Genomic DNA, 14,022 nt, shown 5'->3' on the forward strand with positions numbered 1-14,022 from the left:
TCCTCTAAGCCTCATTCCGCGTCCCTTGAACAGCCGGCACGACACACATATCGAACCGGCTGTGGACACGATGCACGAACAAGACCCGGAGGTGACTTCAAGTTGCTCTTGAGACGAATGGACCGGGCCCATCTTCAGAGCACGGCGAACTCGTTGTTGCGCCGGTCGGTGATCAGCATGCAGCCGGGGGCGTGGGTGATGGCGAAGGCCGGCCGCACGGCGGCGATCACCGATTGCGGGGTCACGCCGCAGGCCCAGAAGACCGGGATCTCGTCGTCGCGGATCTCGACCGGATCGCCGTAATCGGGCGCCCCGATGTCCTGGATGCCGATCAGGTCCGGCCGGCCGAGATGCACCGGCGCGCCGTGCACGGAGGGGAAGCGCGAGGTGATCTGCACCGCCCGGATCGCCTGGGCGGGGGTGAGCGGGCGCATCGACACCACCATCGGCCCGGCGAAGCGGCCGGCCGGGGCGGTCGCGACGCTGGTGCGGTACATCGGCACCCGCACCCCCATCTCGACGTGGCGCAGGGGGAGCCCGTCCTCGGCCATCGCCGCCTCGAACGAGTAGGAGCAGCCGATCACGAAGGCCACGAGGTCGTCGCGCCACAGATCGGCGACCGAGTCCCGCTCCTCCACCACCACGCCGTCGCGCCAGATCCGGTAGCCGGGGATATCCGTGGCGATGTCGAGGTCGAGGCCGAGTTCGGGAATGCGGCGCTCGCCCTTCGCCGAGACGCCGATGATCGGGCACGGTTTCGGGTTGCGCTGGGCGAAGAGCAGGAACTCGTCGGCGAGGTCGGCGGGCAGCACCGCGAGGTTGCCCTGGACGTAGCCGTCGGCGATGCCGGCGGTGCAGCCGGTGATGGCGCCGCTGCGGCAGGCGAGTCGGGCCGCCTCGCCGCTCATCCGCGCCCGATCGAAGGGAAGGGTCATCACTGCTCCTCGTCCCGGATCTCGCGTGGTCCCGGATCGGTCCGTGCCCAGCGATGCGCCATGATCACCCGTTGTGCAGGTAAGGGCCAATCGTCATTTCGCATCGGTTTCGATAAGTCCTCCTTATCGATTGCCCGCGACGGAGCATCAGCGGCGCCAGTCCGGACAGGCCGCGACCTCGCAGGCGAGCCGCGCCGCCGTCGCGGCGAGCCCGTCGTCGGGGGCGCTGGGATAGGTGGCGGTGAAGTGGATGTCCGGCAGGGCCGGCGCCGGGGCGATGATCCGCAGCGCCCCCTCCTCGATGTCCCGGCGCACCACCTCGGGCGGAATCACCCCGATGCCGATCCCCTCCCGCGCCATCCGGACGATGGTGGAGAGCGAGGCGTTGCTGTGCAGGCGCGGCGGCGGCAGGTTCGACTGCGCCAGCATCTCGCGCAGGGACGCATAAGGGTTGGTGTTCTTCGGGTAGGTGATCAGCGGGTGCCGCAGCAGGCTCGCCAGGGTCACCTCGCCGGGACCGAGATCGAGCCCCGGCGCGGCGATCCAGGCCAGGGACACGCTGCAGAGCGGCAGGTTGACCAGGTTCGGCATGGTGATCGGCCCGACCAGGAAGGCGAGGTCGAGGTCGCGGTTGAGCAGCGCGTCGCGCATGGTGGGCGAGATGTCGACCGCGATGTCGACGGTGATCCCCGGATAGGACTCGTTCATCCGGGCGATGAAGCGCATCAGCCAGGTATGCACGATGGTGTCCGACACGCCGAGGCGCAGCACGCCGCGCATCGTCCCGGGCCCGGCCACCGCCTGCATCATCTCGGTGCGCAGGCGCAGGAAGCGCTCGGCGTAAGCCAGGAGGTCGCGGCCCTTCGCCGTCAGCACCACCGAGCGGGCGCGCCGTTCGAACAACCGGACCCCGAACTCCTCCTCGAGCGCCGCGATGCGCTGCGACACCGCCGGCTGCGAGGTGTTCATCCGCTCCGCCGCCTTGCGGAAGCTGCACAGCGAGGCGGTCCAGTAGAAGATCTCGAGGCTTCTCAGTTCCGCCATGCCCCGTCCCGGATCGCCCGCGGGACATGATGCAGCAAGGTTCGGACCATGCGCAAATGACGGCGGCCTGCGGCGGAATGCGAGAGGGTGGGCGCGGCCTTCTCCTCTCCCCGCGGGCGCAGGGCTGTCCGGGGAAACGAGTGGCGCGGGTTTCCCCTCCCCCCTCTGCGGGGGAGGGTGGCCCCAGCGTCAGCAGGGGCCGGGAGAGGGGCAGCGCGACGCTGATCCAGGTGGCGCGCGTCAAGAAACGCGCGACGTCTCCGGAAGCGTCGCCCCCTCTCCCGGCCCCCTCCGGGGGCCACCCTCCCCCGCAGAGGCTAGCGGATTCACACATCGAGGAAAAACAAAGCCCTGACAATGAGTTAGCTGATCGTCCCTCTACGCAGCCTTTCAAGCTAGGGCGTGGCGAAAAGCGAAACGAAATCAACAACCGGGCTGTCAAGGCTACGCTTCCTCCCGGGGTGTCAGAGTGAGATGTGTGAACACGCTAGCCCGCAGAGGGGGGAGGGAAAAGATCCGCGCCACTCGTTTCCCCGGACAGCCCTGCGCCCGCGGGAGAGGGGAAACCCGCGCCTCGTCCTTCCACGAGAAGCCCGTCTCACTGGTCCATGCTAGACGTCGCTTCGGACGGACAGGACCAGGCCAGTTTGGACGCAACCCCTCCCCGCGCGCTCCCCACGAGCGCCCGCATCGGCGCCGACCTGAAGGCGCAGATCGCCGCGGGCCTCTATCCGCCGGGCTCCGCCCTGCCCTCGACCCGGGCGCTGGCGGCGGAGCTCGGGATCTCGCGCACCACCGTGACGGCGGCCTACGACCAGCTCGTCGCCGAGGGCTATCTGGAGACGCGGCCGGGCGCCCGGACGCGGGTCGCCGCCGGCATCCTGCCGAATACGGCTCCGGCCGCTTCCGGGCCGAACCCGGCGCCCCGCCTCTCCGCCTACGGGCAGCGCCTCCTGGCGGAACCGCCCCCCGCTTCCCTGCCGGCCCCCGCGATCGATTTCCGCTACGGCGACCTCTCGGGCGACGACTTTCCGGTCCTCGCCTGGCGCCGGGCGCTCAACGCGGCCCTGCTGCGCCGGCCGGCCCGGCTCGGCTACGGCGATCCGCGCGGGCTGCCTCAGTTGCGCGCCGCGCTCCAGGCCTATCTCTGGCGGGCGCGGGGCCTCCGCTGCGGCCTCGACCAGATCGTCGTGGTCAACGGCTCGCAGCAGGGGATCGACCTCTGCACCCGGCTCCTCGTCGATCCCGGCGACCGGGTGGTGATGGAGGATCCGGGCTACGGCGCGGCGCGAAAAGTCTTCGCCGCCGCCGGCGCCGCGATCGTGCCGGTCCCGGTCGATGCGGAGGGCCTGCAGACCGGGCGCCTCCCGGAGATCGGCCCGGCGCGGCTCGCCTACGTCACGCCCTCGCACCAGTTCCCCCTCGGCGGCGTGCTGCCCGCCGCCCGCCGGCAGGCGCTGCTGGCCTGGGCGGAGGCCTGCGGCGCGACGATCGTCGAGGACGATTACGACGGCGAGTACCGCTTCGACGCGCGGCCGGTGGAGGCGCTGCGGAGCCTCGACCGGGCGGGACGCGTCGTCTACGTCGGCACCGTCTCCAAGACCCTCTCGCCGCAGCTGCGCCTCGGCTACCTGGTGGTGCCTGAAGCCTTGAGCGCGGCCTTCGCGGAGGCCAAGCGCCTCGCCGACCGGCAGGCGCCGGGGCTGGAACAGGCCGCCCTCGCCACCCTCCTGGCCGAGGGCGGCTACGAGCGCCACCTGCGCCAGGCGCGGCGGCGCAATGCCGGCCGGCGCGCCGCCCTGCTCGCCGCCCTCGCGGAGAGTTTCGGCGGGCGGGTGCGCGTCGAGGGCGCGGCGGCGGGCCTGCACCTCGTCGCCTGGTTCGAGGGCGTTCCGGCCGCGGCCGAGGCCGGGATCGCCGCGGCGGCGCGGGCGGCGGGAGTCGGCGTCTACCCGGTCGGCCCGACCTACCACGACGCGGCGACGCGGCCGGACCGGGCCGGGCTGCTCCTCGGCTTCGCCGGCAGCGAGCCCGAGACGATCCGGACCGGCATCCGCCGCCTCGCCGCGGCGCTCGGTGACGGGCCTCCCAGTGGGACGTGACCGGGGCGGCCGGCGCGCGAGGGGCGCCGTCCCACTCCTGCCGTCACCCCGCCCGCGACGACGTCCCGGCTCGAGCAAGCCTCGACCCGACCGGACCTCGGATACTTCCCACAGTATATGACCAAGGGACAACTCCGAAACAATCGCCGGATGCAGCGCCGACACGTCCGAATCTAAGCGTTCGGCAAGGAATCCCCCCTAGCCCGACAGCAGAGGCAGCATCCGGCCGGTGCATCGCTCCGGCCCTTTCCCGAGGGTCCCCGTGCAGCAACCATCTCCGGCATCGGCGGAGCCCCCGGGTCAGGGGGGGCGGCGGGAGGTCAGGCTGGGGCGCCGGCTCTGGGGCACCGCCCTCCTCCTCGCGGCGGGCCTCGTCGCCCTCACGGCGATCGTCATCGCGCCCTCGGTCGCGGCCTATCGCGACGGCCAGAGCAACCTCGTGCGCATCAGCCGGCTGCGCCAGGTGCTCGAGGCCGCCAACCGCCTCTCGGCGGAACGCGGCCCGGCGAACGTCGCGATGTCGATCGCGCCCGGCAGCGATCCGGCGGCGCAAGGACGGCTCGCCGCGTTCCGGGCGGCGAGCGACGGCGCCCTGGCGGCCCTGCGCGGGCCGGTGAAGGACGAGCCCGGCCACGCCCTCCCCTACGGCCTCCTCGCGGCGGCCGTCGCCCGGCTCGACGAGGCGCGGCGGGACGTCGACCGGGTGGCCGGCCTGCGGGCGGCGGAGCGGGGCCCGGAGGACATCACCGGCGCGATCGCCCGGATGATCGCCGCGGTCGACACGTTCCAGGACGTGGTCGCCTGGGAGATCCGCGAGATCGGCCGGGCCGACCCCGCTCTCGCCGGATCGGCCCTGATCGGCCACGCGGTGAGCGACCTGCGCGAGTATGGCGGCCGGATCGGCTCCGCCATCATCCCGGCCGTCGCCGTACACCGCCCCCTCGACACGCGCCAGTTCACCGACGCCACGCAGATCCGCGGCCGCATCCTGGAGCTGATGCGGCTGCTGCGCGGCCAGTCGGCGTTCGGGCCCGGGCAACCTATGGAAGGACTGTTCCGCGAGGTGGAGGAGACCTTCGCCGGACGCGGGCTCGGCCTGATCGAGGCGACGATCGCGGAGGGGCGCGCCTCGGGCCGGTACAGCCTCACCGCCGACGAGCTCACCCGCCGCTACGTGCCGACCCTGAAGCCAGTCGAGGCCCTGCGCGAGCGCTACCTCGCCGGCATGGTCGCGGGCTTCGCCGCCGAGCGCGACGCGATGCGCGCGCGGCTCCTCGCGGTCGCCGGCGGCACCGTCGCGATCCTCGTCCTGCTGGTCGCCCTGCTGCAATCCCTGCGCGCCTCGGTGCTGCGCCCGCTGCTGGTCGCGCGGGAGACCGCGATGGCGCTGGCCGAGGGCGGCGTGCCCGCCGCCCGCCCGCAGCCGGCCCTGCGCATCGTCGAGATCCGCCGGCTGTTCGACGCGCTCGCGGTGCTGGAGGACCGGATGCGCGAGCGCGCCCGCCTGATGGAGACCCTGCGCCGGCAGGCCGAGACGGACGGCCTGACCGGCCTGAGCAACCGCCGCGGCCTCGCCCTGGCGATGGGGCGCGCCGCCCCCGAGCGGCCGGCCGCCGCCCTGATGATCGACCTCGACGGCTTCAAGAAGGTCAACGACATGCTCGGCCACGAGGCGGGCGACGACCTGATCCGGCAGGCCGGCGCGCGCCTCTGCGCCTGCACGGGCAAGGCCGGCCTCGTCGCCCGGATGGGCGGCGACGAGTTCGCGGTCCTGCTGCCCGGCTACGACGAGGACGCCGCCGTCACGGTCGCCGGGACGATCCTGCACAGCCTCTCCGAGCCGTTCCCGGTCGACGGCCAGACCATCCATATCGGGGCGAGCATCGGCATCGCGCTCAGCCCCGGGCACGGCCCCCTCGCCGACGGGCTGCTCGCCAGCGCCGACATGGCGCTCTACGAGGCCAAGCGCGCCGGGCGGCACTGCCACCGCGTGTTCACGCCCGCCTTGCGCGACGCCACCCTGGCCTGGACCGCGCGCCAGCAAGAACTGCCCCGGGCGCTGGCGGCCGGGGAGTTCGCGCTGGTCTACCAGCCGCAGGTGCGCCTCCGCGACCGCCGGATCGTCGGCGCCGAGGCCCTGATCCGCTGGCGCCATCCCCGGCTCGGCCTGCTCGCGCCGGGCGAGTTCCTGGCTCCCCTCGAGGCGAGCCGGCTCGCCGCGCCGGTGGGCCGCTGGGTGCTGCGCGAGGCCTGCGCCCAGGCCGCCGCCTGGCGCCGGGACGGGGCGGGCGACCTGCGCCTCAGCGTCAACCTGTTCGGCGCGCAGTTCCACTCGGTGAGCCTCGTCGACGAGGTGCGGGCGGCGCTCGCCGATTCCGGCCTGCCGGCCTCCGCCCTCGAACTGGAGATCACCGAGACCATCATCCTGCAGCACGACGAGGCCCTGATCGCCCCGCTGCGGGCCTTGCGCGACCTCGGCATCGGGCTCGCCTTCGACGATTACGGCACCGGCTACGCCTCGTTGAGCCTGCTCAAGCGCTTCCCGCTCACGCGGCTGAAGATCGACCGCTCCTTCGTGCAGGGCATGGAGGCCTCAGGCCAGGACGGGACGGGCCTCAACCAGGCGATCCGGGACCGGGCGATCGTCCAGTCGGTGCTGACCCTCGGCCGCAGCTTCGGCCTTTCGGTGACCGCCGAGGGCGTCGAGACCGAGGCGGTGGCCGGGCGGCTCCTCGCGAAGGGCTGCGAGGAGGCGCAGGGCTACCTGTTCGGCCGGCCGATGCCGGCGGAGGCCTTCGCGGCCCTGTTGCTTCCGGAGGAGCGGCTGAGGGCGTGATCCGCGCCGGCATGGCCGGCGCCCGGGGCGTGACAGCCGGCTCGGTTCCGTCCGGTCCGCCGGCGTGGTAGCGAGGCCGCGTCCCGTCCTCGAACCCGCGTTCCCGCATGAACCCCATCTTCGCCGACCTGCCGACCACCGTGTTCGAGGTGATGTCGGCGCTCGCCCGGGAGACCGGCGCCGTGAATCTCGGCCAGGGCTTCCCGGACGATCCGGGCCCGGCCGACGTGCGCGCCAAGGCCGCCGAGGCGGTGGTGGAGGGCTGGAACCAGTACCCGCCGATGATGGGGCTGCCGGAGCTGCGCCGGGCGATCGCGGCGCATTACGCGCATTGGCAGGGGCTCGACCTCGATCCCGACGCGGAGGTGATGGTGACCTCCGGCGCCACCGAGGCGCTGGCCGGCGCCCTGATGGCCCTGATCGAGCCCGGCGACGAGGTCGTGCTGTTCGAGCCCATGTACGACGCCTACCTGCCGCTGGTGCGCCGGGCCGGCGGCGTGCCGCGCTTCGTCACCCTGACGCCCCCACATTTCCGGATCACCGAAGCGGCGCTCGCCGCCGCCTTCTCGCCGCGCACGAAGGTCGTGCTGCTCAACAATCCGCTCAACCCCTCGGCCACGATCTTCCCGGACGAGGACCTGGAGTTGCTGGCGCGCTTCTGCCAGCGCTTCGACGCCGTGGCGCTCTGCGACGAGGTCTGGGAGCACGTGGTGTTCGACGGCCGCCGCCACCGGCCGCTGATGGCGCTTCCGGGCATGCGCGAGCGCACGGTGAAGATCGGCTCGGCCGGCAAGATCTTTTCCCTCACCGGCTGGAAGGTCGGCTTCGTGATGGCCGCCCCTCCCCTGATGCGGGGGCTCGCCAAGGCGCACCAGTTCCTCACCTTCACCACGCCGCCGAACCTCCAGGCGGCGGTGGCCTACGGGCTCGCCAAGGACGATTCCTATTACGAGGGCATGCGGGCCGACTTCGCCCGGGCCCGCGATCGGTTCGCCGACGGCCTCAAAAGTCTCGGCTTCAGCGTCCTGCCCTCGGCCGGCACCTACTTCCTCAACCTCGACATCGCCCCCCTGGGCGAGACCGACGACGTCGCCTTCTGCGAGCGGCTGGTGCGGCAGCACGGCGTCGCGGCGATCCCGGTCAGCGCCTTCTACGCCCACCAGCCGGTGCGCAGCATCGTGCGGTTCTGCTTCGCCAAGCGCGACGACACCCTCGACCGGGCGCTGGAGCGCCTGCGCGGCCTGGCGGCAGGACGCGCAACCTGATGCGGGGCCTCCTTGTCGAGCCGGGGAGCCGGGGCCACATCCTGGACCATGAGCACCACGCACCCGCTCCGGAGCCCCGGGATGACCTCTTCGCAGACGGCCGGCCGCGTTCCGCCCTTCGGGGCGGGGTCCTTCGGCCAAGGTTCTTTCGGCCAAGGTTCCTTCGACCAAGGGTCCTCCGGCAACGGAGCCGAGTTCAAGGCCGGCGGCTTCAAGGACGGCCGCTTCCCGCAGGACGACCCCTTCTCCTTGCGGGCCCGGGGCCCCAAGGCCCTGGAGGGCTCGTCGCCCGAGCAGGTGATGGCGCGGCTCGACCTGCTCGCCCATCTCCTCGACACGGCGATCCTGCTGCCGGGCAACCGGCGCATCGGCCTCGACGCGATCGTCGGCCTGATCCCGGTGATCGGCGATGCGATCACCACGGCGATCTCGTCCTACATCGTCTGGGAGGCGAAGCGCCTCGGCGCGCCGCGCTGGCTCCTCGCCCGGATGGCCGCGAACGTGGCGATCGACGGCGTGGTCGGCGTGGTGCCGATCGTCGGCGACCTGTTCGACGCCGCCTTCAAGGCCAACCGCCGCAACGTGCAGTTGCTGCGCCGGCACCTGGAGCGCAGCGGCGCGCTGAAGCCCAGCGTGATCGACGTCACCGCGACCCGCATCGATTGATCCCAGACGTACGGCCGGGGGACGCCGCATGAACCAGCGCCCCCCGACGCCTGAGCTCGACGCCGTCCCGGTCACCTCGCCGGCGGCGGGGCCGGTCAGTCTGCCGCTGCCGGGTCCCGCCGGCACCGGGCGGCTGTCGCCGCTGAACCGGCGGCGGCTGGCGAACTTCAAGGCGAACCGGCGCGGCTACTGGTCGTTCGTGCTGTTCTGCCTGCTGTTCGTCACGAGCCTCTTCGCCGAGTTCATCGCCAACGACCGGCCGATCATCGCCTCCTACAAGGGCGAGATCCTGTTTCCGATCGTCGTCGATTATCCGGAGGAGAAGTTCGGCGGCTTTTTGGCCCGCACCGATTACCGCGACCCGGTGATCGTCAAGGAGATCGCGCAGAACGGCTGGGCCGTCTGGCCGCCGATCCGCTTCTCCTACAACACCCACAACCTCGACCTGCCCGTCCCGGCCCCCGCCCCGCCGACCTGGCTCCTCTCGGACGCCCAGTGCAGAACCGTGGCGGAGAAGACCGGCGGCACGACCTGCCGCGACATCGAGTGGAACTGGCTCGGCACCGACGACCAGGGCCGCGACGTCGTCGCCCGGCTGCTCTACGGCTTCCGCCTCTCGGTGCTGTTCGGGCTGACCCTGGCGCTCGTCTCCTCGGTGATCGGGGTGCTCGCCGGCGCGGTGCAGGGCTATTTCGGCGGCTGGGTCGACCTCGTGTTCCAGCGGGTGATTGAGATCTGGACCGCGATCCCGTCGCTCTATCTCCTGATCATCATCTCGTCGATCATCACCCCGAGCTTCTTCGTGCTGCTCGGGATCCTGCTGCTGTTCTCGTGGGTGTCGCTGGTCGGCGTGGTGCGGGCGGAGTTCTTGCGTGCGCGCAACTTCGAATACGTGCGGGCGGCCCGCGCGCTCGGGCTCTCCAACGCCCGCATCATGTTCCGCCACCTCCTGCCCAACGCGATGGTGGCGACGCTGACCTTCCTGCCCTTCGTGCTGAACGGCTCGATCACTACCCTCACGTCGCTCGACTTCCTAGGCTTCGGCCTGCCCCCGGGCTCGCCGTCGCTGGGCGAGATGCTGGCGCAGGGCAAGGCCAACCTGCAGGCGCCGTGGCTCGGGCTGACGGGCTTCGCGGTGATCGCCGTGACGCTGAGCCTCCTGATCTTCGCCGGCGAGGCGGTGCGGGACGCGTTCGATCCGCGCAAGACGTTCCGGTGAGGAGCCCCCGGCTCGGCCTCGCGGCGGTTTTTTCCATCCTCCACGTCATCCCGGGGCCGCGTAGCGGAACCCGGGATCCATAAACTCGACGTTTGAGGATGAAGCGGAACGCGACCCGTCTCGTTCTCGAACGTCGGCGGTTATGGATGCCGGGCTCTCGCCAAGGCTCGCCCCGGGATGACCCGGAGGGCTTCAAGACTGTCGGGCGACCCCCCGACGGTGCTCAGTCCCGGTACACCCGCTCGTAGCGCCTCCCGAGGCCGGTCAGGATCTCGTAGCCGATCGTGCCGGCGTTGCGCCCGACCGTATCGACGTCGAGCCCGTCGCCGATCAGGATCGCGGGCGCGCCCCTGACCAGGGCGTCCTGCGGCGCCTCGGTGACGTCGAGGATGATGAGGTCCATCGAGACGTTGCCGACGAAGGGGCAGCGCACGCCCCCAACCACCGCCTCGCCGCGGCCGGTCGAGGCGCGGGGAAAGCCGTCGGCGTAGCCCAGCGACAGGGTGGCGAGGCGCCGGGGCCCCGGGGCGACCCAGCGGGCGTTGTAGCCAGCGGTCTCGCCGGCCGCGACCTCGCGGACCTGGAGGATGCCGGCCTCGAGCCGCACCACCGGGCGCATCGGGTTGTCGTGGCCAGGCCGCGGGTTGCCGCCGTAGAGGGCGTAGCCCGGCCGCGCCAGGTCGGCGCGGCAGACGGGCAGGAAGTCGCCCGACGAGTTGGCGAGGGAGGCCCGGATCCCCGGATAGGCGGCCCGCAGGGTGGCGAACGCCGCCGCCTGCCGGTCGGTGAGGGGGTCGTGCTCGACCTCGGCACTGACGAGATGGCTCATCAGCAGGTCGATGCCGGCCTCAGCGATCACCGGGTCGCCGGCGAGCGCCAGCCCCTCCGGCACCGACAGGCCGAGGCGGTTCATGCCGGTATCGACGTGGAGCGCCGCCGGGCGCGTCACGCCCTCGGCCCGGTTCGCCGCCGCCCATTCGGCGATCTCCTCGCGCGAACCGAGCACCGGGCGGAGATTCGCGGCCCGGTAGTCCGGCGCGCGGCCGGGCGGGAAGCCGTTCAGCACGTAAATCGCCGCCTCGGGCACCGCCTCCCGGGCGGCCAGCCCCTCCGACAGGTGGGCGACGAAGAAGGTGCGGCAGCCCTCGCGCCACAGGGCCGGCGCGGCCCGGGCGATGCCGCTTCCATAGGCGTCGGCCTTGATGACCGCGGCGGTCTCCGGGCATTCCGCCACCTCGGAGAGGTGGCGCCAGTTCGCCCGCAGGGCCGAGAGGTCGATGGTGAGGCGGCCGCCATGGCCGATGGGGCTCGATTCGCTCATGCGCCCGGTCTACCGCCCGGAAGGGGGAGGAGCCAAGGGCTCGGCGAGATCTGGATGACCGAAAGTCAGGCGATCCCATCTCGACCTCACTGCGTCATCCCGGGTTCCCGGCTGCGCCGGGCCCCGGGATGACGCGGAGGGTGGCGGGGCCGCCGCGAAAGAGGCGGGCAGCCTCACATCGTGTCGGGCAGCCGGTCGCCCTGCGCCAGGTTCGAGAACCGGGTGATCTCGGCGTCGAACTGGAGTTCGACCGTGCCGGTGGGGCCGTGGCGCTGCTTGCCGAGAATCACCTCGGCCTTGCCGTAGACGCGGTTCATCTCGGCCTCCCAGGTGAAGAACTCCTCGGTGCCCTCGCGCGGCTTCTTGTTCTTGACGTAGTATTCCTCGCGGAAGACGAACATCACCACGTCGGCGTCCTGCTCGATCGAGCCCGATTCGCGCAGGTCCGAGAGCTGCGGCCGCTTGTCGTCGCGGGCCTCGACCTGGCGCGAGAGCTGCGACAGGGCGACGATCGGCACCGCCAGCTCCTTGGCGAGCGCCTTCATGCCGGTGGTGATCTCGGTCATCTCCTGCACCCGGTTGTCGCCCTTCTTGGATGAGCCCGACAGGAGCTGGAGGTAGTCGACGACGAGGAGGTCGAGGCCGCGCTGGCGCTTGAGCCGGCGGGCGCGGGCCGCCAGCTGGGCGATCGAGATGCCGCCGGTCTGGTCGATGTAGAACGGGATCGTCTGCATGTCCCGGGCGGCGTCGGTGATCTTGTAGAATTCCTCGGGCCGGATGTCGCCGCGGCGGATCTTGTAGGAGGCGACGCCCGATTGCTCGGCGATGATGCGGGTGGCGAGCTGCTCGGCCGACATTTCGAGCGAGAAGAAGCCGACGATGCCGCCGTTCTTGGTCGCGATCGAGCCGTCGGGCTGCTTCTCGCCGACATAGGCCTTGGCGATGTTGAACGCGATGTTGGTGGCGAGCGAGGTCTTGCCCATGCCGGGGCGGCCGGCCAGGATGATCAGGTCCGAGGCCTGCAACCCGCCCATCTTGGCGTCGAGGTCGGACAGGCCGGTGGCGATGCCCGACAGCCGCCCCTCGCGCTGATAGGCCTTGGCCGCCATGTCGACCGCCGCCGTCAGGGCGTCGGAGAATTTCTGGAAGCCGCCGTCGTACTTGCCGGTCTCGGCGAGCTCGTAGAGCCGGCGCTCGGTCGCCTCGATCTGCTCGCGCGGCGAGGTCTCGACCGGGGCCTCGTAGGCGCCGTTGACCAGGTCCTCGCCGATGGTGATGAGCCGCCGGCGCAGAGCCAGGTCGTAGATCGTGCGGCCGTAATGCTCGGAATTGATGACCGTCGTCGCCTCGGCGGCGAGCCGGGCGAGGTACTGGCCGACCGTGAGGCCGCCGAGATCCGCGTCGCCGAGATAGGTCTTCAGCGTGATCGGGCTCGCGAGCTTGCCGGCCTTGATCAGCGTGATCGACACCTCGTAGATCCGCCGGTGCACCTCCTCCATGAAGTGCTCGGGGAGCAGGAAGTCCGAGACCCGGTAGAATGCGTCGTTGTTGACCAGGATCGCGCCGAGCAGCGCCTGCTCCGCGTCGATGTTGTGCGGCGCGACGCGGTATTCCTGCTGCACGGGTTCGAGGTTCGCCGTCAGGGTGCTGGGAATGGCCATCCGGCGGGGCTCCGGCTCATCGAAGGGGGCGGCACGGGTCGGGCGACCGCGTGTCATATCATAGACGTGGCGGCGACCATCGCACCGTCGTGGTTGACCAAACCTTGCATCCTCGACCGAAGCTCGGACTCAGGCGGCCCGAGCGGTCGCGCGAAACGCAGGCGGGGCCCGCGACTCGCGCCGCGGACCCCGCCATGCTGGAACAAAATGGGAACAAGTCAAGCCCGACAAGCGGGCTTGTCCCCGCTGTCCCGGCAATCCCACCTTCACGGGCGGGATTGCCGTGGAGCGATCAGCGGTCGTCCGCGTCCGGGCCGGCCTCAGCCAGGGCGGCGCCGACCTCGAGGCCGAGATCGTCGAGGTTGAACTCCTCGCGGGTGGTGGTCGACTCGCCGCGGGCCTGGCGCTCGGCCTCCTCGGGGCTGCGGGCGATGTTGACGGTGACCTTCACCTCGACCTCGGGGTGCAGCACCACCGGGACCTCGTGCAGGCCCAGGGTCTTGATCGGCTGCGCGATGTTGAACTGATCGCGGTTCACCGTGAAGCCGTCCTGGGTCACCACCTCGGCGAGGTCGCGCGGGGAGACCGAGCCGTAGAGCACGCCGGTCTCGCCGGCCTGGCGGATCAGCACGAAGCTCTTGCCGTTGAGGGTCTCGCCGACCTTCTCGGCCTCCGAGCGGCGCTCGAGGTTGCGGGCCTCGAGCTGGGCGCGCTGGTCCTCGAAGCGCTTCTTGTTGCCTTCCGTGGCGCGCAGGGCCTTGCCGCGGGCGAGGAGGAAGTTGCGGGCGAAGCCCGGCCGCACCTTCACGGTCTCGCCCATCTGGCCGAGCTTGGCCACGCGCTCGAGCAGGATCACTTCCATGGTCGTCGTCCTTCCAGTATGGGGCCTCGTCGGCCCCGGGTGGTGATGGCGGAGCGTTCCGCCGTCGGGGAACCGGATCGCCTCGCGGCGTCCCGGGGATTCGTCAAGGTC

Annotated in this window: 10 protein-coding genes; 5 read left to right on the forward strand and 5 right to left on the reverse strand. The window is 71.6% G+C overall.

Translation table 11 applies throughout. The features are described 5' to 3' along the window. Positions 1 to 134: 134 nt before the first annotated feature. Positions 135 to 935 (reverse strand): putative hydro-lyase, encoded by an 801-nt coding sequence (locus BM430_RS17250; protein ID WP_093568486.1) that lies wholly within the window; start codon positions 933 to 935, stop codon positions 135 to 137. A 147-nt stretch (positions 936 to 1,082) separates the two neighbouring features. Further along, positions 1,083 to 1,979 (reverse strand): LysR family transcriptional regulator, encoded by an 897-nt coding sequence (locus BM430_RS17255; RefSeq protein ID WP_093568487.1) that lies wholly within the window; start codon positions 1,977 to 1,979, stop codon positions 1,083 to 1,085. Between the two features lie 647 nt (positions 1,980 to 2,626). On the opposite strand from BM430_RS17255, the gene BM430_RS17260 reads away from it, so the two are divergent. From BM430_RS17260 to BM430_RS17280, 5 genes are all read left to right on the forward strand, one after another. Then, the gene (locus BM430_RS17260; RefSeq protein ID WP_244539523.1) at positions 2,627 to 4,081 is read left to right on the forward strand and encodes a MocR-like pyridoxine biosynthesis transcription factor PdxR; all 1,455 of its coding nucleotides are present in this window, start codon (positions 2,627 to 2,629) and stop codon (positions 4,079 to 4,081) included. 262 nt (positions 4,082 to 4,343) lie between these two features. After that, positions 4,344 to 6,917, forward strand: a complete 2,574-nt coding sequence (locus tag BM430_RS17265) for a putative bifunctional diguanylate cyclase/phosphodiesterase (RefSeq protein WP_244539524.1) — start codon at positions 4,344 to 4,346, stop codon at positions 6,915 to 6,917. A 107-nt stretch (positions 6,918 to 7,024) separates the two neighbouring features. Beyond that, positions 7,025 to 8,182, forward strand: coding sequence for an aminotransferase (locus tag BM430_RS17270; RefSeq protein ID WP_093568489.1), 1,158 nt, complete (start codon positions 7,025 to 7,027; stop codon positions 8,180 to 8,182). A gap of 81 nt (positions 8,183 to 8,263) precedes the next feature. After that, on the forward strand, positions 8,264 to 8,848 hold the full coding sequence (locus tag BM430_RS35690) for a DUF4112 domain-containing protein (RefSeq protein WP_348273083.1): 585 nt from the start codon (positions 8,264 to 8,266) through the stop codon (positions 8,846 to 8,848). 28 nt (positions 8,849 to 8,876) lie between these two features. After that, positions 8,877 to 10,067, forward strand: a complete 1,191-nt coding sequence (locus BM430_RS17280) for an ABC transporter permease (RefSeq protein ID WP_093568490.1) — start codon at positions 8,877 to 8,879, stop codon at positions 10,065 to 10,067. Positions 10,068 to 10,290: 223 nt separating this feature from the next. Here BM430_RS17280 and alr read toward each other — a convergent pair whose 3' ends face one another. From alr to rplI, 3 genes are all read right to left on the reverse strand, one after another. After that, positions 10,291 to 11,388 (reverse strand): alanine racemase, encoded by a 1,098-nt coding sequence (gene alr, locus BM430_RS17285; RefSeq protein ID WP_093568491.1) that lies wholly within the window; start codon positions 11,386 to 11,388, stop codon positions 10,291 to 10,293. A 173-nt stretch (positions 11,389 to 11,561) separates the two neighbouring features. Beyond that, positions 11,562 to 13,049: a replicative DNA helicase gene (locus tag BM430_RS17290; protein WP_093568492.1), complete on the reverse strand. Its 1,488-nt coding sequence runs from the start codon at positions 13,047 to 13,049 to the stop codon at positions 11,562 to 11,564. A gap of 292 nt (positions 13,050 to 13,341) precedes the next feature. Then, positions 13,342 to 13,911: a 50S ribosomal protein L9 gene (rplI, locus tag BM430_RS17295; RefSeq protein ID WP_093568493.1), complete on the reverse strand. Its 570-nt coding sequence runs from the start codon at positions 13,909 to 13,911 to the stop codon at positions 13,342 to 13,344. Between the last annotated feature and the right edge of the window lie 111 nt (positions 13,912 to 14,022).

Origin of the sequence: Methylobacterium sp. 174MFSha1.1 (assembly GCF_900116815.1) — a bacterium.
Classification (GTDB): Bacteria; Pseudomonadota; Alphaproteobacteria; order Rhizobiales; family Beijerinckiaceae; genus Methylobacterium.

Bases quoted from the DNA above. Each gene is read 5' to 3' on its own strand.
- BM430_RS17255 (WP_093568487.1), bottom strand. From the start codon at position 1,979: ATGGCGGAACTGAGAAGCCTCGAGATCTTCTACTGGACCGCCTCGCTG.
- BM430_RS35690 (WP_348273083.1), top strand. From the start codon at position 8,264: ATGACCTCTTCGCAGACGGCCGGCCGCGTTCCGCCCTTCGGGGCGGGG.
- rplI (WP_093568493.1), bottom strand. From the start codon at position 13,911: ATGGAAGTGATCCTGCTCGAGCGCGTGGCCAAGCTCGGCCAGATGGGC.
- BM430_RS17250 (WP_093568486.1), bottom strand. From the start codon at position 935: ATGACCCTTCCCTTCGATCGGGCGCGGATGAGCGGCGAGGCGGCCCGA.
- BM430_RS17290 (WP_093568492.1), bottom strand. From the start codon at position 13,049: ATGGCCATTCCCAGCACCCTGACGGCGAACCTCGAACCCGTGCAGCAG.
- BM430_RS17280 (WP_093568490.1), top strand. From the start codon at position 8,877: ATGAACCAGCGCCCCCCGACGCCTGAGCTCGACGCCGTCCCGGTCACC.
- BM430_RS17270 (WP_093568489.1), top strand. From the start codon at position 7,025: ATGAACCCCATCTTCGCCGACCTGCCGACCACCGTGTTCGAGGTGATG.
- alr (WP_093568491.1), bottom strand. From the start codon at position 11,388: ATGAGCGAATCGAGCCCCATCGGCCATGGCGGCCGCCTCACCATCGAC.